This is a genomic window from Cognataquiflexum nitidum (assembly GCF_022538055.1).
GTDB classification, from domain to species: domain Bacteria; phylum Bacteroidota; class Bacteroidia; order Cytophagales; family Cyclobacteriaceae; genus Cognataquiflexum; species Cognataquiflexum nitidum.
The window spans coordinates 1-18731 of the sequence record NZ_JAKZAM010000009.1 but is presented as its reverse complement, the minus strand read 5'-3'; the positions used below and the strand labels follow the sequence as shown (position 1 = coordinate 18731).

General features: G+C 39.9%; 22 protein-coding genes. 3 read left to right on the top strand and 19 right to left on the bottom strand.

What is annotated here, in order from left to right; genetic code table 11:
- Positions 1-75: 75 nt before the first annotated feature.
- Entirely contained in the window at positions 76-1476 is a 1401-nt protein-coding gene (locus MMU07_RS07705) for an MBL fold metallo-hydrolase RNA specificity domain-containing protein (RefSeq protein ID WP_241125280.1), read from the top strand.
- A 105-nt stretch (positions 1477-1581) separates the two neighbouring features.
- On the opposite strand, the gene MMU07_RS07700 is transcribed toward MMU07_RS07705, so the two are convergent.
- The 7 genes from MMU07_RS07700 to MMU07_RS07670 form a co-directional block, all read right to left on the bottom strand.
- A complete protein-coding gene (locus MMU07_RS07700) occupies positions 1582-2727 on the bottom strand; it encodes an amidohydrolase family protein (RefSeq protein ID WP_241125279.1) in 1146 nt (381 codons plus the stop codon).
- A 112-nt stretch (positions 2728-2839) separates the two neighbouring features.
- Positions 2840-3976: a lycopene cyclase family protein gene (locus tag MMU07_RS07695; RefSeq protein WP_241125278.1), complete on the bottom strand. Its 1137-nt coding sequence runs from the start codon at positions 3974-3976 to the stop codon at positions 2840-2842.
- A 28-nt stretch (positions 3977-4004) separates the two neighbouring features.
- Positions 4005-4463 carry a GNAT family N-acetyltransferase gene (locus MMU07_RS07690; RefSeq protein WP_241125277.1) on the bottom strand — a complete coding sequence of 153 codons (459 nt, stop codon included), beginning with the start codon at positions 4461-4463 and terminating at the stop codon, positions 4005-4007.
- A 32-nt stretch (positions 4464-4495) separates the two neighbouring features.
- Positions 4496-6172: a mechanosensitive ion channel family protein gene (locus MMU07_RS07685; protein WP_241125276.1), complete on the bottom strand. Its 1677-nt coding sequence runs from the start codon at positions 6170-6172 to the stop codon at positions 4496-4498.
- A gap of 27 nt (positions 6173-6199) precedes the next feature.
- Positions 6200-6655 (bottom strand): DUF4440 domain-containing protein, encoded by a 456-nt coding sequence (locus MMU07_RS07680; protein ID WP_241125275.1) that lies wholly within the window; start codon positions 6653-6655, stop codon positions 6200-6202.
- A 108-nt stretch (positions 6656-6763) separates the two neighbouring features.
- A complete protein-coding gene (locus tag MMU07_RS07675; RefSeq protein WP_241125274.1) occupies positions 6764-7507 on the bottom strand; it encodes a DUF2490 domain-containing protein in 744 nt (247 codons plus the stop codon).
- A 194-nt stretch (positions 7508-7701) separates the two neighbouring features.
- Positions 7702-8253 (bottom strand): PorT family protein, encoded by a 552-nt coding sequence (locus tag MMU07_RS07670; RefSeq protein ID WP_241125273.1) that lies wholly within the window; start codon positions 8251-8253, stop codon positions 7702-7704.
- A gap of 260 nt (positions 8254-8513) precedes the next feature.
- Between MMU07_RS07670 and MMU07_RS07665 the strand changes: the two genes are divergently transcribed.
- A complete protein-coding gene (locus MMU07_RS07665) occupies positions 8514-9923 on the top strand; it encodes a sugar porter family MFS transporter (RefSeq protein WP_241125272.1) in 1410 nt (469 codons plus the stop codon).
- Between the two features lie 40 nt (positions 9924-9963).
- Here MMU07_RS07665 and MMU07_RS07660 read toward each other — a convergent pair whose 3' ends face one another.
- Positions 9964-10659, bottom strand: a complete 696-nt coding sequence (locus tag MMU07_RS07660; RefSeq protein ID WP_241125271.1) for a nucleotidyl transferase AbiEii/AbiGii toxin family protein — start codon at positions 10657-10659, stop codon at positions 9964-9966.
- Positions 10653-11165 (bottom strand): hypothetical protein, encoded by a 513-nt coding sequence (locus tag MMU07_RS07655; RefSeq protein WP_241125270.1) that lies wholly within the window; start codon positions 11163-11165, stop codon positions 10653-10655. Before MMU07_RS07655 ends, MMU07_RS07660 begins: the two co-directional genes overlap by 7 nt.
- Before the next feature lie 328 nt (positions 11166-11493).
- On the opposite strand from MMU07_RS07655, the gene MMU07_RS07650 reads away from it, so the two are divergent.
- Complete coding sequence (locus tag MMU07_RS07650) at positions 11494-11994, top strand: hypothetical protein (RefSeq protein ID WP_241125269.1); 501 nt, start codon at positions 11494-11496, stop codon at positions 11992-11994.
- A gap of 258 nt (positions 11995-12252) precedes the next feature.
- On the opposite strand, the gene MMU07_RS07645 is transcribed toward MMU07_RS07650, so the two are convergent.
- From MMU07_RS07645 to MMU07_RS07600, 10 genes are all read right to left on the bottom strand, one after another.
- Entirely contained in the window at positions 12253-13197 is a 945-nt protein-coding gene (locus tag MMU07_RS07645) for a HipA domain-containing protein (protein ID WP_241125268.1), read from the bottom strand.
- Positions 13154-13525 (bottom strand): HipA N-terminal domain-containing protein, encoded by a 372-nt coding sequence (locus MMU07_RS07640; protein WP_241125267.1) that lies wholly within the window; start codon positions 13523-13525, stop codon positions 13154-13156. Before MMU07_RS07640 ends, MMU07_RS07645 begins: the two co-directional genes overlap by 44 nt.
- Entirely contained in the window at positions 13522-13725 is a 204-nt protein-coding gene (locus MMU07_RS07635; RefSeq protein ID WP_241125266.1) for a helix-turn-helix domain-containing protein, read from the bottom strand. Before MMU07_RS07635 ends, MMU07_RS07640 begins: the two co-directional genes overlap by 4 nt.
- A 316-nt stretch (positions 13726-14041) precedes the next feature.
- A complete protein-coding gene (locus MMU07_RS07630; protein WP_241125265.1) occupies positions 14042-14638 on the bottom strand; it encodes a YdeI/OmpD-associated family protein in 597 nt (198 codons plus the stop codon).
- A gap of 12 nt (positions 14639-14650) precedes the next feature.
- The gene (locus tag MMU07_RS07625) at positions 14651-14938 is read right to left on the bottom strand and encodes a type II toxin-antitoxin system RelE/ParE family toxin (protein ID WP_241125264.1); all 288 of its coding nucleotides are present in this window, start codon (positions 14936-14938) and stop codon (positions 14651-14653) included.
- Positions 14931-15170, bottom strand: a complete 240-nt coding sequence (locus tag MMU07_RS07620; protein ID WP_241125263.1) for a ribbon-helix-helix domain-containing protein — start codon at positions 15168-15170, stop codon at positions 14931-14933. Before MMU07_RS07620 ends, MMU07_RS07625 begins: the two co-directional genes overlap by 8 nt.
- 221 nt (positions 15171-15391) lie before the next feature.
- Positions 15392-15691 carry a helix-turn-helix domain-containing protein gene (locus tag MMU07_RS07615; RefSeq protein ID WP_241125262.1) on the bottom strand — a complete coding sequence of 100 codons (300 nt, stop codon included), beginning with the start codon at positions 15689-15691 and terminating at the stop codon, positions 15392-15394.
- Positions 15678-16043, bottom strand: a complete 366-nt coding sequence (locus MMU07_RS07610; RefSeq protein WP_241125261.1) for a type II toxin-antitoxin system RelE/ParE family toxin — start codon at positions 16041-16043, stop codon at positions 15678-15680. Before MMU07_RS07610 ends, MMU07_RS07615 begins: the two co-directional genes overlap by 14 nt.
- Before the next feature lie 219 nt (positions 16044-16262).
- On the bottom strand, positions 16263-17870 hold the full coding sequence (locus MMU07_RS07605; protein ID WP_241125260.1) for an Eco57I restriction-modification methylase domain-containing protein: 1608 nt from the start codon (positions 17868-17870) through the stop codon (positions 16263-16265).
- Positions 17867-18586, bottom strand: coding sequence for a PaeR7I family type II restriction endonuclease (locus MMU07_RS07600; protein WP_241125259.1), 720 nt, complete (start codon positions 18584-18586; stop codon positions 17867-17869). The genes MMU07_RS07605 and MMU07_RS07600 overlap by 4 nt, the downstream gene beginning before the upstream one ends.
- Positions 18587-18731 lie beyond the last annotated feature (145 nt).

Genomic DNA, 18731 nt, shown 5'->3' with positions numbered 1-18731 from the left:
GGGCCTAGCTGACAATAATCACTTTCATGCTACAATTAAAATCGTATTTTTATAAATCAACAAACCCAAAAGAAGATGCAAGTCAAACTCAAATTTTTAGGCGGGGCCAAGACCGTCACAGGCTCCAGGTATTTACTCGAAATCGACCATCTCAAAATCCTTGTGGACTGTGGCCTTTTTCAGGGCATGAAAGAATACAGACTTCGGAATTGGGATAAATTCCCCATGGATCCTTCCCAAATCAACATGGTAATCCTTACCCATGCCCACATTGACCATACGGGGTATTTGCCCAAACTGGTCAAAGAGGGTTTTGAAGGTCCTATCTATTGTACCTTCCCTACCATGGAACTCACCAAAATACTATTGTTGGATTCGGCAAAGTTGCAGGAAGAAGAGGCCGCTTATGCGCAGAAGAAGGGATATTCCAAACATGAAAAGCCACAGCCGCTTTACAACAGAGAAGATGCTGAAAAGGTATTCCCGCTGCTGCAGCCCGTCTATATGGAGCGCGAGGAACGAATAAACGATCAGATCTCATTCACCTATTTCAATGCCGGCCATATCCTAGGTGCCGCCATCCTCAAAATCAAAGTAAAAGGGGTAACCCAAGAAAAGAAAATTGTCTTTTCCGGAGACTTGGGCAGGTACCATGACCCCATTTTCAATCCTCCGGTAAGGGTTCCCTTTGCAGACATACTCTTAATGGAATCTACCTACGGCAATAGAAAGCAGTCCAATCCCAAACCTGAAGAGGAACTTGGAAGGGCGATCCGGGAAACATTCCGAAATGGTGGGGTAGCCGTCATTCCTGCCTTTGCGGTGGGAAGGACCCAAATGATCCTGTACTACCTCCACCTGCTCCTACAAAAAGGAAAAATTCCTGATATCCCTATCTATGTCGATAGTCCGATGGCCATTGACGTCACCAAGATGTACAAGGATTTCTCATCCTATCACCGGATACGGCCGGTTTTGGAGGAGGAAGGATGCAATCCTTTTTTGCATAAAAACCTTCACTATTACCAAAGCCAAGAATCCTCCATGTCACTCAATAACCTGCGCGGAGACGCCATCATCATCTCTGCAAGTGGCATGGCTACAGGAGGCAGAATTCTTCATCACCTTTATCATAGACTTCCCAATGAACAGGACAGCATCATCTTTGTAGGCTACCAAGCCGAAGGAACACGGGGCAGGAGAATTCTCGACGGAGAAGATACTGTTAGAATGTATGGTATTGATGTTAAAGTAAAGGCAAAAGTATTCTACATAGAAGGACTTTCTGCCCATGCTGACCAAGACGAGTTGGTAGAATGGGCGGAAGGATTTACAACTAGACCCAAGAAAGTGTTCCTAATCCATGGGGAAAAGGAAGCTGCCGAAGGATTGGCAGTTCGGCTCAAAGAAGAATTGGATTGGCATCCGATTATCCCTGAATACCTAGAGAGTTTTGAGTTGTTTGAGGGGATTTAGTAAGTCCATAGACCATAGTCCATAGTCGACAGTTGCTTAATTTAAACTTCAAGCCTATCATTAAGTAGATATTTTACGGCATGTGAAAATCATCATTCAATTAACTCAATCCGGAAAGCCGCTTTTGTCAATATTTGGGATGATTTTGATGGCGTTTTTGTAGTAAACTTTTTTCAGGACTCCATCCGATAGCCCTAATCCATACATGCTCCAAAAAGCGTGGTACTTTTTGTAATAGGGAAAATATTCGTCCTCGGTTTCCAAAACCCGGAAGTAGGTATAGAATTCCTCCTTGTTATAAGCATCTTTAGCAAAAAGGATTCTGTCCTGATATTCATTAAAAAACTTGTTGGCACGCTTCGGCTGCCTTCCAAACTCAGCAATCACAGCCCCAATCCCGAAATAAACATTGGGGTACATGTCTAGATGCGCACTTGCTTTGTCTAGGTTATTGGCCATCCACCCCATATGGGCATTGATGAAAGTGGTTTTTGGATGCTTCTTAAATACATGATGCTGCTCGGCGATAATCTGATCAAAAGGTGCAGGGTCCGTATCGCTTCGCTTCCTTCCCGGATTTAGTTTCAATTCTAACCATCTTTCGTTGTTGGCATCCAAAGGCTGCCAAAAAGCCTCAGGGTCTGCAGCATGGATAATGACAGGAATTCCGAGTTCGCCGCATTTTTTCCATACCGGATCCAAGTCAGGATGGTCTATCGGCACACGGACTCCATTGATATCTCTGGTAGAAAGACCAAGGCTTTTATAAATTTTCAATCCATTGGCTCCGTTTTTAACGTCATTCTCCAAATCCGCTACAGCTCTTTCACTCCAACCAGGAGCACCAAATTCCCTGAATGATAAATTAGTAAATACTATAAACCTTCCCGGCGCAACCCCATTAAATCTCCTGATCATCGAGTACATGTATTCCTGTCCATCGATGTCTCCAGCTGCTCCCCTACCGCGTCCGCTGAGGTTGACCATGACGCCCATATTGAGTTCATTCATTTCCTTGACCAAAATATTGACCCTTTCCTGGGAGACATTCCACTGATGACTATGGATGTCAATAAAAGGGAATTTGGCTCTTTTGATAGGGTTTTCAGGTACCACCAATGTCGAAGGGGGATTGTATTCCTCAAAACTCATCTCCTGTCCATAAGAATCAAATCCGACGATGACAAAAGAAAAAAACAAAACTGCGGTAAGAAATTTATTTGTCGACATGTGGAAATGAGATGATTTCATTAGGATATTTTTTAAAAAGTTTAAATATGAATTACTGTCAATCATTTGAAAAGGGTTTTGTGATTATCGGAATTAAAAAACATGATTTCTGTAATTCCATCATTTAAATAAATCAGAAAACCTCTTTTAATGCGGCTTTGAGAAAGGTGGGGATATGGGTGGAGTTCATGACCCTGATGTCAGTCAATAGGTTGGTGTTTTCATCCAGAAAATCAAATACTGTTTTTGGAGGAAGTTTTTCGAAAAGTTCGCTGAATACCCGCCATGCCGGAAATTTTTTTTCAGACAAGACCCTGAGAAAGATGGAGTCATAAAGCAGGTACTTGTCAAATTTGCTGTCTAATCCATCCAAAGGATGCTTATCATCCCTCAAGTTGGCAGCAATCTTCCTACATTTCTTTTGGATAAAAGCAAAAGTGTAGCCTGTTGAGGCTTTGGTATGGCCTCCTGCGGTACCGATATTGATGACATATCCGCTTTGGATTTTGGGAATCGGTTCGTTGGTCATCGGGATGACGCCGTACTCCGTTTCTTCAATTTCATAGGAGTCCAATTTCAAAACCTCCCGGCAGTATGTTTCTAGAGCGGTCCTATATTCCGCCTCCTCGAGAAGACTTTCTGAAAAGATGGTATACTCTACCAAGGCTTGGTATGCGTTTTTTGGCAATACATACATAAACCTGCAATCCCCCTTTTGGTCAATACGAAAATCCATCAAAACCGGCCGTTGGGGATCAAATATGGGCTTGGTACTTTTGATAAACCAACCTGTGAAATGCTGCAGCAGATGGTATTTTCCTGCAGTCTTGGGAATAGATACAAAGGCACTGTTGAAAATATACTTTCCTTTAAATTTTTGTCCCTGACAGATGACAGTGCCATCGGCCATTATTTCCTTGATGTCATCCTGAACAAAACAGAAGTTTTTTGACTCTTGTATTTTACCCAAACAGAATTCATAAAAATCCTTACTTCGGAGCATTTTGTAGCGATAGGGTTGGATCTCCATAACCTTGGAAAAAACAGGAGAATGAAAATAAAGCTCATCCCAACTTGCATGCAGAATTTGGTCAAAGGGACTGGACTCCTTTTGCCAAAAACACCATGTTCGGTCATTGCTGTTTTTGACATGTTTATCTAGAATCAAGACCTGCTTGTCTTTGAGCGCGGGTTCTTCCAAAATATAAAGCGCCAGACTCAGTCCTGCCGCACCTGCCCCTGCGATGATATAGTCAAATTCCTGATTCATTGATGCCTGGATTTTCGGGATGTTTTGTTTAGATTTTTTTTTCAAAACAGAGGCTATTGTCCATTCCGATATATTGACCATAGTTAGGGATGATGGTATAGCCACATTTTTTATAGAAAGCTACCGCTTCCATTTGCCTTTTTCCTGTTTCCAGGACACATTTGGAATAACCCAATTCTGCAGCCCAAGTTTCAAGTTGGGCTATGATTTTTCCTGCAAAGCCTTTTCCTCTGTGGGATTCGGAGACAAACATCCGCTTGACTTCCATAATCCCTTCGGAAAATTGCTTGATGGCACCACAACCAACCGGTAAATGATTTTCGTACAACACCACCACGTTTTTGATGTTATGAATTTTATTGAATTGGTCATAAAAAGCATGATCATCACCATCGGTGACCGCTAGGTAGTCATCCAATTGCCTTACAAGACTGATGAAATCCAGATTTTGGGAGTTGGTACGTACAATTTTTAAAGTATCTGACATTTTTCTAATGCGTAGCTTAAACCCTGATCAAATTAAATTTTATTTTTTTGGTCTATCTTCATATTAAAGGGAGGTGCCTGGTAATCTAAGGGAAGGTATTTGGACGGAATCGTGGACGTATTTCCATCCCTTGCAGCCCTATAATGAGGGGACATGATTTCAATTCCTTTTTCGAAAAACACATCCTGAATATTTTGGTGAAGTTCTGAGTAAACTCCTGCCATTCCTATTGACTCTCGGGTGTAAGCATTGAGCTGATAGGATACATAAAAATCATCCAAGCTGGTCTGGAAAACAAAAGGATATGGCTCTTTCAATACCAAATCTGTCCTCAAAGCAGCCTCTATCAAGGCTGCGTGTGTTTCTCTCCACGGAACATCATAGCCGATAGTCACAGTGGTATTGATAATCAGCCCTTCTGTTTTAGCCAAGGTGGTGTAATTGGTAGTATTTCCTCCAAGAACTGAGGAATTGGGGATGGTTATTTCCTCGTTTTTGATGGTACGAATCCGTGTCACCAATAGGGTCTTTTCCAAAACGACCCCGGTAGTATCAGCGATTTTAATTTTGTCTCCTATTTTGAAGGGACGCATGTAAGTAATCACCAATCCTGCTACCATATTGGCTATGGCAGAGGAAGAACCTAGAGAAAATAAGATCCCGATAAAAACAGACACCCCTCTAAATATATTTGACTCAGAACCCGGAAGATATGGAAAGACAAGCACTACCATAAAGGCATATAAAAGCACCCTGGCTATACCATATGTAGGCATAGCCCAATCAGCATGGAATCCAGAAAGTTTCAGTTTTTCTGCTTCAATCTCCAAGAAAATGTACCTGACAAAACGAATAAAAAAACGCATCACGATAGAAATCACCAAGATGGTAACAAGGTTGGGCAGGTAATCCCAAATTGCCATGAAAATCGCTCTGAAAGGGGACCAAACCAGGCCCAACAAAGTGGCGGCCCAGCCCCTGGTAAGAGGAAAAATACTGAACCCTATGGATAAGACTACATACCCGAGAACCACTAATAAAAACAGGCGCAGCCCTTTCAAGAAAATAAGTATTACCCTCAATTCCTGTTCTGCAGTCAAAAAAGTATAATCCTTATAGGTCAGGTTTTTGAGTAGTATATCCCGGTTCTTTCTCAGATACTTTAAAACAGCCGTATAACCTTTATTGATAAGCCAATAGAGGAGAAAGGCAATCAAAAACATGATACAGGTATACAATATCCTAAAAAGTATTTTGCTCAATTTGTTTTCTTCAATCGCATTTTTGACTGATTGGGAAATTCGTCTCTTGGCTTCCTCGGCTATTTCATAGAGACCAAGGTCATAAATGGCTGCATCAGGAGGCGATACACTTGTCACGATGATGTCACGATACACAAGGTCCACGGTGTATTCAGATTCGACAATGGTCAGGGAATCGGCACTGAAATTTGGATCATCATATAACCTCCTGATTTTTTCAGTTATAAGCTTAGCCCTTTCACTAGGATTGGAAGTTCCCATCTTGATGTACACATAGAATATGGTATCATTCATGATTCCCAAAACTGGGAAACCTTGGATACCCTTTCGCATTCCTTCCCTATCCACAGCTGTGCTGTCACTTTGGGAAAAAGCTACGAACCCAAAAAATTGAAAAACCAAAGCAAAAAAGGCGCCTCTCAGTACAATCTTGCAGAATCTAGTCATCTGGGAATTTAGAAATTTTCAAAACATTTATTGAGAGGAAGGAAGCATATTTCTGATAGCGGAGATTTTCCATTTACCTTTTTCCCTGACCACGAAAAAGGTGCTCCACATTTTTCGGATAGAACCATCCCCACTTTCAATCTGATACCTGGCATCTATTATTCCCACTTCCGGCATAAGTAATCGGCACTTTTCTACTGTCAAGGTCCTGGCCCCGACATTGGTATAGGAACTCTTTTGCATGCCTTCCACAGCCTCAGAGATGCCCTCTCTCCATTCTCCAGAGGAAACCAATTGGTCAACGTCTGCTGTCAGAATTGATTTGAGTAAAACCGTGTCATTTTTGTCCCTCGCTTCCGAATAGGAGTCTATCAGAGCCATAAGTTCACTTTTGGTTTTCTCAGTCACTTTGAGATTTTGAGCAACTAAAATTGAAATGTTGGGAAATTGGATGAAGAAAAGGAGGAATAATAATTTATTCATGTTTTTGAAATTTGGATGGTGAAAACTATCCTAAGGTTTTCCTCGATTGATTCACTTAAAATCCAGATTCAATTTATAAATTTAATAACAATTACAGGAATTCTATACCTATAATCTCTTTCTCCTATAATCCAAAACATGGAAAGCCGTCAACCTGATGGATTGGATATCCTCCCCTCTAGCCAACACAGGCTGGTATTGCATGATCAATTGGTACAATATCGCCAGGTCAAATTTTCTGTTTGGAGAAATCACCAGACCTGCCAAAGTCCTGTTTTGATTGAATAGTTGATTACTTATAACATCCCCCGACTGAAACATGATTTCATTGGCAGCCTGCCAACTGAGTTGAAACCCGTCCGGAGTTTTGGGAGGAAGTAACAGACCCTGGAATTGGATCATATACCTTGCTCTAGTTGCATAAGCATAACTATACTTAGATGAAGGATATTTGAGCAATTCCTGCCTGTACCTCTGCTCCAATCTAAACCTGTGTACCAATTGAAACTTGGATTTTGGAATCATCCACTGTGCCTGCTGCCATAGGCGGTGCTCGGGTAGCCATTTGATATCAAAGTCAGAAACATAAGTCCCAAACCAGGCATACCCCCCGGTGACTCTCATTCTTTCATTCACAAGATAACTGCCACCTACCCTGCCTGCAGCCAAGGTTGAAAAAAAAGGGAAAAATCCATAGGTCCTATAATTGACATCGAAAGTATAGCCCCATTTTTCAGAAATTCGAGTTTGATTGTTATATGTTAACCAAAGTTGGGTATCTCCCTGAGAAAAAGTAAAGCCTGCTTTCAATACCGCCACCCCAAAAAATATCAACATCACTACTTTTTTCATAAGCGAAGGAATGGTCATCAAAAGGATTTTTTACAAGCATTCATTGTAAATAAAACAAAATTCCAAGTATATCAACTCAACAAATATGTCGATTTAAAACACAATATCATAACCCTGACTGTTTTGGGGACGGAAATAAAAAAGGAAGATTTTATCCTCCTCTATTCACGGAAAATCAAAACACCTGATGTTGCTTAAAACCCAAAAGAGGCTCCTATCTGCAGGTAAGAATTTTTGTTTCCGTTGTTGACATCCATAAAGCCTTGGTGGTACCTTGCTTCTATATCAATGATAAACAGCCTGAATCCTATCCCGATATGAACAGGCAAATCAAAAGCGCCGGTTCGGTTGGAATCATTCAAGGCACTCTGACTATTGACTTCATATCTTTCCCCTATTTTAAAATTGGCATTGATGCCGCCTTGGGCATATAGAGGTCCAAGTTTTGCTCTAAGCCCAACAGGAATGCTGAGGTAATTGATACTTCTAAAATTGGCATCATTGGTTCTGTGCCCATTTTGCATGTATTCCAATCCGGTATTCAATCTGAGCAAATCACCTACTCCAAGCTTGATATTTTTGTACCCCCCTAAGTAAAAATTTCCCAAACTACCCGCAACCTGATTCCCGTTGTTGGTAGTACTTGCAGTCTGATAACCGGCCCTTACTCCTATTCCCTGCGCATTGACCTCCAATTGCATCGAAACAAGACCCAAAAACAAAATCCCAAAAAGAAATCTTTTCATGTCAATAATCAATCAAATTTTTTTCACCTACTCTTTTGGCTTTTCGGTTTCCGCCCATAATTCCAAACAATTTATTGATAATTGAAATCATTCAAAAAAATAAAGCCAACTTTTCATGTTTACTTCCTGATTTGTTTGCCTGATATGGATTTTTGGCAAATAAATGCCTGTCTCACCGTTATTTTTCAGCTTTTTATTTCTAACCCTTGTTGCAAATTCACCTCAGCGTCTTAAATTGGAATTCCCAAACCCAAACCACCATGGACCAAAAAATCAGCTACAACCAAACTTACATTTGGCTTATCAGCATGACAGCCGCCTTGGGCGGTTTTCTTTTTGGCTATGATTGGGTAGTGATCGGAGGAGCCAAACCTTTTTATGAACCTTACTTCAACATCACTTCTCCTGCTGATCAAGGTTGGGGGACAAGTTCCGCGCTCATAGGCTGTATGGCAGGCGCCATTCTATGTATTGTATTGAGTGATAAGTTAGGAAGAAAAAAACTCCTGATTTTTTCGGGTTTTCTCTTTTCCGTTTCGGCAGTGGGAACTGCCCTTGCGGATACATTTTGGTGGTTCAACTTCTACCGAATCCTTGGGGGTGTGGCTATGGGTATCGCTCTCAACCTGTCACCGCTTTACATCGCAGAAGTGGCACCACCGGAGAAGCGGGGCATGTTTGTCACCTTGATGCAGCTTTTGGTGATGGTTGGTGTGTTATTGGCGCAGGTTGTCAACTGGCAGATTTCACTTTTAGATAATTCTCTTCCCGACAATCCGGATTTTGCGACGCTGGCAGCAAGCTGGAGCGGACAATATGGCTGGAGGTGGATGTTCGGAGTGGAAGCCATTCCCGCATTGTTGTTTTTTGGATTGATGTTTTTTGTTCCCGAAAGCGCAAGATGGCTTGTCAAAAACAACCACGAGACCAAAGCAAGGAAGATTCTGGAAAAAATCGGAGGAACCTTTTATGCAGACCTTGCCATCACCGAAATCAAATCCACGGTCGATGAGGAGAGCCTTGCCAAAGTGAATTTCAAAGAACTTCTCAACAAAAGAATCATCCGGCTATTGGGAATCGGGATATTCCTTTCCTTTCTCCAACAATGGAGCGGATTGAATGTGGTAATTTATTACGCCGCGGATATCTTTCAGGCGGCTGGCTATAACCTCAAGCAGATGATGCTCAATATCGTCGTGATCGGTGGGGTAATGGTGCTTTCGGTGTTCATCACCATTGTTACCGTGGACCGATTTGGGAGAAAAAAACTACTTCTGATTGGAACATCCGCCATGGCCATCATCTATCTTTTTATCGGTTATTCCTTTTTTGTCGGGCAAGGCGGTTTGGCGATTGTATTTCTGGTACTGGCAAATGTGATGTTTTATTCCTTCACCCTGGCACCTTTGCTTTGGGTGGTTTTGTCCGAGATATTTCCTACAAGGATCCGTGGGGCAGCGATTTCCATCGCGGCTTTGGCGCATTGGGTCGGGAATTTTTCACTGACTTACACCTTTCCCACGATCAAAGAAAACCTGGGTTGGGCCAATAACTTTTGGCTGTACGGCGCCATCTGCGCTTTTGGATTTGTGGTGATTTATCTTGTTTTGCCCGAGACCAAAGGCAAAACTTTGGAACAGATCGAAAAGGACTTGATTGGGAAAGAATAAGGACGTAAAGATAATGCGATGTTCTACGCTATTGAGTTCGTTAAATCTCAATAATGGTATCTTTTAATGTTTTTAGGATTTTTTGGAAATGAAAGTCTTGATTTTCAAAATATAAATTCCCCAATATAGCTTCTTGCTTTACAGGATCTTCAAGAATATCCTTGAAGCAATCAACTAGGTATTTTTTTACGTCTTCTTCCGATTCAAGGATTTCTCGCTTCACTGTTGTGGTGTATTGAAGTAAATAAACAATATCCTCAAAATCCTGGCTGGTTCTTGGATCTTTTATACCCCGATCATAAAATGCGTTAAACTTAGAGGCCAAATAATAGGGCAAAGACAAACATTTGATTTGAAATCCGTCTATATCAAAAGTGACCAAATTCTTAAAACCTGGCGCAAACCAGGGACTGGCAGGAGCCCAACCTACCTCTTTGGTGGACATCAAATCTACTTTTACATCGTCATATCTAAACCTGCAAATTACAGAATCTTCACTAGACTGGTAAAATCCTTTATTGGTGATTGACTCACGCATTGACTCCAATTGAGACAAGTTGTCAATTTCCATTGTGATATCAATGTCCTTTGTGGGTCTGACATCATCCGCTGAAGGATCATCGATATACAAACTGACCACCGCACCACCTACAAAAACCACCTGATCATTTAATTCGCCCAGAGCCAAAGCAATTTTTTTGGTAGCCTCTCTGTTGATACGTGTATTTTTCAGCATATTCTTTTTCTCAATTCCATCATGGCCATGTTTTTCTCCCGCGCTCTACCCACCCTCAGTGCATCGCACAACGCTAGAAGTTCATAGAACTTAGGGTCTCTCATGCATGCTTCCGGTACTTTTGGATGAAGTGGCTCGATGGATTCACCCCTGACCATTCCTTCCTCATAAGGCCAAACATAAGGGTTTTCGCTAACTATTTCTTCATTTAAAGGTGGAGCTGAATGGGCAGTGGGGAGTCCTCTTACCCTTGCTCCAGGTTGTTGGGGATAGACATACCGAAGCCCATGCTCCAAAAAATCGAGAATGGCCATTTTCATCAAACGCTTTTTGTCCCGTGCAATCAACCCCGCAATTGCTGATCGGTTTAAACTTTCAGTAATTTCACTTGCGCTGATACCCAATTCTATTGACAAATCTTTCATTAGCCAAGGGCTGTTTCCTTTGGCAGCAATTTTGAGCAGGATGACGATATCATGCGGCCTCATACCACTGTGCTTTTTCATAATTACCTGATTTTTAGCAAATCTAGAAAAAAATTCTCAATTCGCGATTCGCGAATTGAGAATTTAAACTTCTAATTTCCTCCATACACCATTCTCTTTTCACAAAACTCCCGAAATCAAAATCCCATATTTCTGGAGTTTATTTCTGAGAGAGACTCCATGATACTTTCTGCAAAGATCAAAATCCACTGCATTTTTTTCTTTCATCCTTGTAAAACCATAGCAATCAAGATATCTTCTCTACAATTCCGTTAAAATTCCCTACACTTGATATACACCTAAAGACAACAATCCTTACTTTAGAAGAGTAACTTTTAAAAACCGGAATATGAAAACCCAAAAACCATTCAATCACCTCAAAGGAATCATTCATGGTATCAGCAGCGACGGGAGAATCACCAGAGGCGAATTCACCGAAATGAAACTTTGGTGCCAAGCCCATCAGGGCCTTTGCGAAGAATCTCCTTTCAAAGAATTCTTTACTGAAGTCAAAGCGATTTTGGATGGTGGGATGATGACAGCTGAAGAAATCATGGAACTGAAATCTATTCTCAAAAAGTATGAATCTGAGCTTAGCGTCTCTGAAAGTAAAGAAGCCAAAATTCATTTTCTTCAGGGAATCTGTTATGGAATATTAGCCGATGCGGAGATCAATAAGTATGAAGTCACTGTCCTCAAAAAGTGGCTGGAGGAAAATAACACGGTGCTCGGCTTGTCCCCATTCAAAGAAATGTATGCTTTGTTGTCAAGAGTGATGGAAGACGGTAAAGTTGATATCGAAGAAGAAAAAGAGCTTAAAAAATACTTTTTGGAAGTGCTGGAAATGTGAAGTGCCGGCTATGAAAAAGCAGGTAAAAAACTTTGAGTTGCCTTTTTCTGAATAGTCTTATCGCCATCAAGACGAGTTAGCTTTCTTTTTTCGGTCCGCGAAATTGCTTGGGTTTAAGGTTTTGGGCAGCAAGTCCCACTATCTCGGTGATGCGGTTTTGCCGGGTTTCAGGTCTTTTTTGGAATTCTTCTGCTTATCAGGGGTCAATATTTTTCAAAAATCCCGGGATCGAGTGTAAAATCAGGAGTCCTAATTGGATCAATGACTTATCAAATTTACCCTCTCCTCAACCAGTACTTTGTATTTTGTTTTATTACTGTCTGTCAAAAAGGAATTCTCAATAAGTTGGAGTGCTCCTGGAAACCAATTTCCCAATCTTTTATATACAGCTTGGATTTGTTTTTCATTCAAATTAAGACCTGCCCCAAAACGGTCGAAATACCCTTTATTGAAATTTCTTTTTTTCCCTCCCATGAGCAAGGCGATATCTTCGTGACCTTTTGGAAGGATGATTTTTACATTGAAAAGATCATAAGCCGGTGACAACACCCATCCTATATCTGTGAAAAGCATCGAAAAATTTTTTAAATGCATGTCATTATTTCCAATGACAAAGTTGAAAACCGTCAGTTCAAAAAAGCGGAGTTTATCCATCAAAGTATTAGCAGATAATTCTCCAATTGTTTTGCCAAGATTCTCCATGGTTCCCATATACTTGTCCTCCAACTCCATGATTTGCAAAAAGTCAATCATATGGATTTTGGTGTCCTCTTTTCGGTCGATGCGTTTGGTGATGTAGCACAATTCACCAGAAGCTAACCGAATCATATTGGATGGAACAACATCGATTTTGAAAAGTTCTGCCAATTTCATGGACAAATGTTCATTTTCAGGCATCTGTTCATATTGGATATTTTGTGGTTTCAAAATATAGGATCCCTCGAGGGCATCCATGATGGTCAAGCGGCCAAGGAAACCATTTGCCAACGTGTTTTTTACCCACCCAAGAGATAGTTTAGGTTGTACTCCGGGAACCGTCACTGACAATTCCACCGCATCCTTTGCCAATTGTTCTATTTCCTCAAAACTATAAGGCAAGGCCGGTGCAGATTTTGTTCCGTAAAAAGCTTTGATACATTTAGGATGATAATCCCCGATATCATTTGCCTCCAATTCCCTGTAGCAATAAAAACACTTCGACATCTTGATTTTCAGGCATAGGGTGAACACTCACAGCTCCAACTGTATTTTGACAACATGCCAAAAGCAAACCCATACGGTCGTTTTTATTGATTTTCCAACTTTCTGTCGCAATGCTCAATAGCCATCCTTCCGGAATCAAACCATCGAAAAAAGGAAATAACCTCTTGCTTTGATAAGGTCTGGTACTCACAGGCATTTTGAAGGTGATGAACCTATCAGGATGGCTTTGAATATATCGTTCGTCATATACAAACTCATATTCTCCCGTATCCAATTCCCTAAGTACTCCAGCCTGAATATTATTGTATTTGATTAAGGCCTGTCTCATGGTAATTTCTCATTAACAGGACCCAATACATGACCAAACATCTGCAAGACCTGATTTACTTTGGACATGCTAAGATTGTCTTTTCCTTGCTCGATCTTTCTGATGACAGTCAAGGCAACACCGGATTTCATAGCCAATTCCTCCTGCGTAAGCTTGGAAAGTTTTCGTCTACTTTTGACAAATTCGGAAATTGAGTTCATTTCTATATGTATTTGCATACAAAAATAGATAATTTTATCAAATTATATGCAATAAGATATAATTTATAAGATTTTATTGAAATTATATGCAATTAGATATAATTTCAAGGAATCTGAAATCTCTGTTTCATGCATGTTCGGAATGATGCCAGTGAAAGCGTTAATTCAAAGTAATTAAATGTTGGAGACTGAGGTGTCCGGAACATCGGTCTTCCGACTTCGGTCTTCCGTCCCGACTGAAGTAGATTATTGGGTAACTGGCAATGAAGCGAATATCCAATACTTCAGTTTTTACCTCAAAAAAGTCCATATTCCACTAACCCTCTTTTTTCGGTCCGCGAAATTGCTTGGGTTTAAGTTTTTGGGCAGCAAGTTCCACTATCTCGGTGATGCGGTTTTGCCGGGTTTCCGGCCTTTTGGCCAAGGCAAGCCATTGCAGGATATTGCGTTTGTCTGACCTGCTTAATCCTAAAAAGTAATCTTTGGCTTGAGGCACTTTCTGGAATTCCGACTCCAGATCCTCAGGAATAAGCAAGGCTTCGGCACCATCCAAAATCGTCCAAGAACCATTTTGCTTTGCTATTTCAATGGTCCGGTAACCGGCTTCGGTCATCAGTCCTTGGGAAATCAACCGATCAATTTTTTCTTTGTTGATCCTTGACCAGACAGAGTTGGGTTTCCGTCTGCTAAAAAACTGCATGAATTTCTCAGCGTCAATAGGCATTTGCTTGCTGTCAATCCAACCAAAACAAAGCGCTTCATCCACTGCATCCGAGTAGGCGACAGTCGGAGCATTTGATTTCTTTTTGTAGTAAATAATCCAAATGGATTGCTTTTTATCATGGTGTTCCTGTAGCCAATCCCTCCACTCCTGCCGGCTTTTGGGATAAAAAGTTTCTATATCTTTTTCCATCGTGATTATGAATTAGAGTAGATTATTCAAATCCTGCATTCCAACTATTGCCATAATCTCAACGACATTGTCTGTGATTCTAAAGTATATGGTATCAGAGCCACAGGGACATCTTCTATAACCTTTTCTTATATAATCTACAGATTCGAATGAATAGGGTATTTCGGCAATCATTTCAAAATAATCAAAAAATGCGTTGAAGTATTTGTCAGCCTGGATAACACCAAACCTTCCAGCTCCATAATGATGAATGCGAATCAAGTCCTCTTTGGCTGCATTACTTAGTCTATAATCAGCCACTGAGTTTGCTCTTTGACTCTTTTAAAATCATCTCTTTGGAATCGGTAGTAAATCCATCCATTTCGGATTTTTCTAGCTTTGCCCTAAGCCAGTCAATAGTGGCCTGCTGTTTTCTCGCCTGTCTGACCAAATCATTGACAAGTTCACTTTTGCTTGAATATTCCTCGTTTTCAATTTGGGATTTTAACCATTCATCATTTGGTTTCGAAAAAGATATACTTTGTCTTGCCATAGCTTTATTTTTTTGGTGTAAAATTACACCATATATGAATCAATTACAATTTTGTGAGGATAGAAAGGTGGAAATGAAATCTACTGCTAGTCGCAACCCATATTCTTCTAGGCTGAGATTGAGTCGAATCCCTCAAGCATACTCCTAACTTCTTAAAGATACTAAACTTTCAATTTACTATGAATCGCACGGTGTATCCAAGGTGATCTTGTGTTTCGCTTTTATTCTATCGTGAATGAGACTTTTTTACCTAATCCTAATTCTAATATTCGATAAAGGGTTGAAAGTTGAATATCACTTTTTCCATTCTCAATCCTCGAGATAAAGCTTTTTTTAGTCCCTGTTTTAGTAGCGAGTTGTTCTTGAGTCATTTTTGAAAGTCTTCGCTCTTCTTTGATAAGTTCACCAATAGCAAAAGCTTTGGCTTTCGCTTCAAAAGCCATTCTTTTTTCTTCTCCAGCATGACCGTACCTTTTTTCAAGGTGTTGTTCAAATGTTGTAACTGAGCTAATTTTTTCCATTTTTCTTTTGTTTATTCTTTTCTTCAAAATACTCGGCTTTGATTTTCAATGCTTTGTCAATTTCCTTCTGAGGGGTCTTTTGAGACTTCTTCTGGAAGCCATTGAACAACAGTACCAAATTACCTTCATCAAAACAGCAAAATATCCTGTAGATATTGCTGCTATATTCTATCCTGATTTCATAGAGTCCATCATTAGCGGTCATATGTGAGAAAAACTTTGCCGGAATTCTCTCAAGAACCATAATCATATAAAGCACTTCATCAATCTTGCCTTTCACCTTTTCAGGAAGCTTGTCAAAAAAGTCATTAAAATAATCCTTAAAGAAAATCAGTGTTCTTTTTTTCTCCATGCTGTAAAGTTAACGAATAATGGAACATGGAAGTTATTTAAAAGAGAAAAATGCTTAGGTGGTTTTTCTAAAGTGTAGCATAACGGTCAAGTATAAGCGTTGTGCGGGTTTTGGGGCGAATAATTATCTGACCACCCTATAGTCTCTTAGGAGCAAATAAGTTCAATTTTGCTGTTCAGCCCGCATTACGCTTATACAATGTTGGCGTGTCGTGCTTTTTTATTTTTGACCATATTCCACTCCTTTTGGTTCGAATAGTGTTGTTTGACCAACTTGAAAACTATAGTTTCCAATCTCGTCCTCAGCAACTAACTTATTTATAGTCCGATAATCCTTATCATGATATGCTTTGATGAGTGCATCAGAAGTTTCTTTCGGCATGGCATCTATCATAGGTATTCGGAGCTTCTTCAAGTTCTGACTTTGCCATCGTGGGTATCCACCATTCATTGTTGTTCCTAGCTCTAAAAGTTGGTTTCTAATGAATTTGGATGTTAAAATAGATGCTAGAATTACAAGTTTGTTTTTATCTCTACCTGTAATGTAGTACAAGTTATGATGTGGATAGAAATTGCCCTTATCTATAAAAATGTGATTGTTTCCTGAAATATCAGGTAGAATAATTTTGTACTGACTTGTCAATGAAGGCTTAATTCGATCAATCGTTTTATACCAATGCTGTGGATTCTTTTTAGCCACATGACGTCTTTCTAGCACCTCTCTATGAGATTCAAGATATTCTTTTGCCATGGGATGTTTTGTTAAGTCAATAAGTTTCCCTGTACAATCAAAAGGGTTTAAAATGTAATTTCCAGACCAATTAAGTTTGTTATTTTTTAAATCTTTTGAGGTTAAAATAGGTAACAGAAGTTCTTCCTCAACTAATGACTTAAAATCATTTCTTATGAATACTTTATCTAATCCAGTGGCAACACCAATTCCTATGTTAAATCCCTGGCTTTCAATTGTGGTCAGGAACTTTTCGTGAACTTCACCACTCCATACATAAGAGAACCAATTTTTTGAGTTAGCAATATCTAAAGTCCTCGTAATCTCAGAGTCTTTATTTATATCCCGCAATTTGGCTAGATCATCAATTAAGTAATAATTAGCTTTGGTATTTGTCTTAGAATTCCGGATTGTTGTAATTGCGGGGTAAGCTATTACCTCCTCTTCAAAAGGGCATGTTTCCTCCAAGTCAATAATTTCCTCTAGAGAGTAGTTTAGTTGGATCAAGCTCCTGAGACTTTCACCGTATTGATTTTTTAACCAACGATTAGAGCAAATGAATGAAAGTGCACCGTTTTCTTTTAACAACCTAAGCCCTTTGTCATAAAATCCAATGTAAAGGTCACTCCTATGCTTGAAAGTGGGAAATTTTCTTCTATATAATTCCTTTTTTTCCTCTGGAATATTTTCATGTCTAACGTATGGTGGATTGCCTATTATTAAATCACACTTATCTGACTTGGACAAGAGGAAATCTTCAATGCGTATTAAGTTATCGGGAATAACACTAGCATATTTATTCAGTGCGGATTCGATTCTTTCCTTCAAAAGAACACCTATTTCATTATCTAATTCGAAGAAAAATAGATTTGAAAGGGCTTTTTGAAAACAAAAGTCGAATTTTAAAGATGAATGATAAAGCCGTTCAATAATTTTAATAGCAAAAGCACCATCACCAGCAGAAGGTTCGATGACCCTAATGTTTCTAAGATCATGATTTTTCGTATATAGAACCCTATCCAACATTGTCTCTACGACAATTGGTTTTGTTAAAACTAGGCCGTGCTTATTTCCATTTGATCTGATTCCGTAAATCATTTTTCAAATTCTTTTAGCTTACCTTGAATAAATCCCATGAAAGATAGCAAGAATGTGTCAAAGGATATATCATCATCCGGGTATCCAAACTTCATATTTCTATCAGTCCATATCATTGCTGTTGAGGAGTAGTGACGCTCCTGCATAAGCTTTTGGCAAAAGAGGGCATATCTATCTAAATAGCTTGTGTTTTCAAACTCAGGTCTCACTTTAAAATGTGGCTCTTGTAATCGAACTGGGCTGGTAGACTTGGAAGTTTGTTCCACTAGAAATACATATCCTACCCAAGGTTGTTGCTTTTGTGGAAACCCATTTTCTCGAAATGCAGTCCATAAATCAACAGCACTTCCTAATGCCTCTTCTGTTCTGTTGTTGAAATTATTGCCAAATGAACCAAATTGAGATTTAAGCTCCACAACTGCAATCAGCTGTTTATTAGGTGTGATAATCAAGAAGTCCCAGTCCTTGGTAGGTCTGAAGAACCCGGGTAGGTTATTCCCTTTGATATAAAGGCACTCTTCAGGAACACCTAAATCTTTTGATACTTTAACCAATATCTGTATAAATCCATCAAGTTGTTTTCCACCAGTAACTGAACCTCTTGATCCTTGGTCAGATCTTTTTTGTCCCTTTAACTGAGCTTCACGTGTGTTCCAAAAGTGCTGGATCGCATTTGATATATCCTTCTGATATTTCTTCGTTGATAATCTTTCCATTTATTCTTTGCTTGAATGTAAAGTTAGCATCTTTCTCGTGGTTCTATTTCTTGTTTCGCATGCACGCCAACGGTTAACTAAACGCTGTACTGCTCCGTGCCATTTGGCAGTCCCCGGTATTGCGTTTAGTGAATGTTGAATGGAG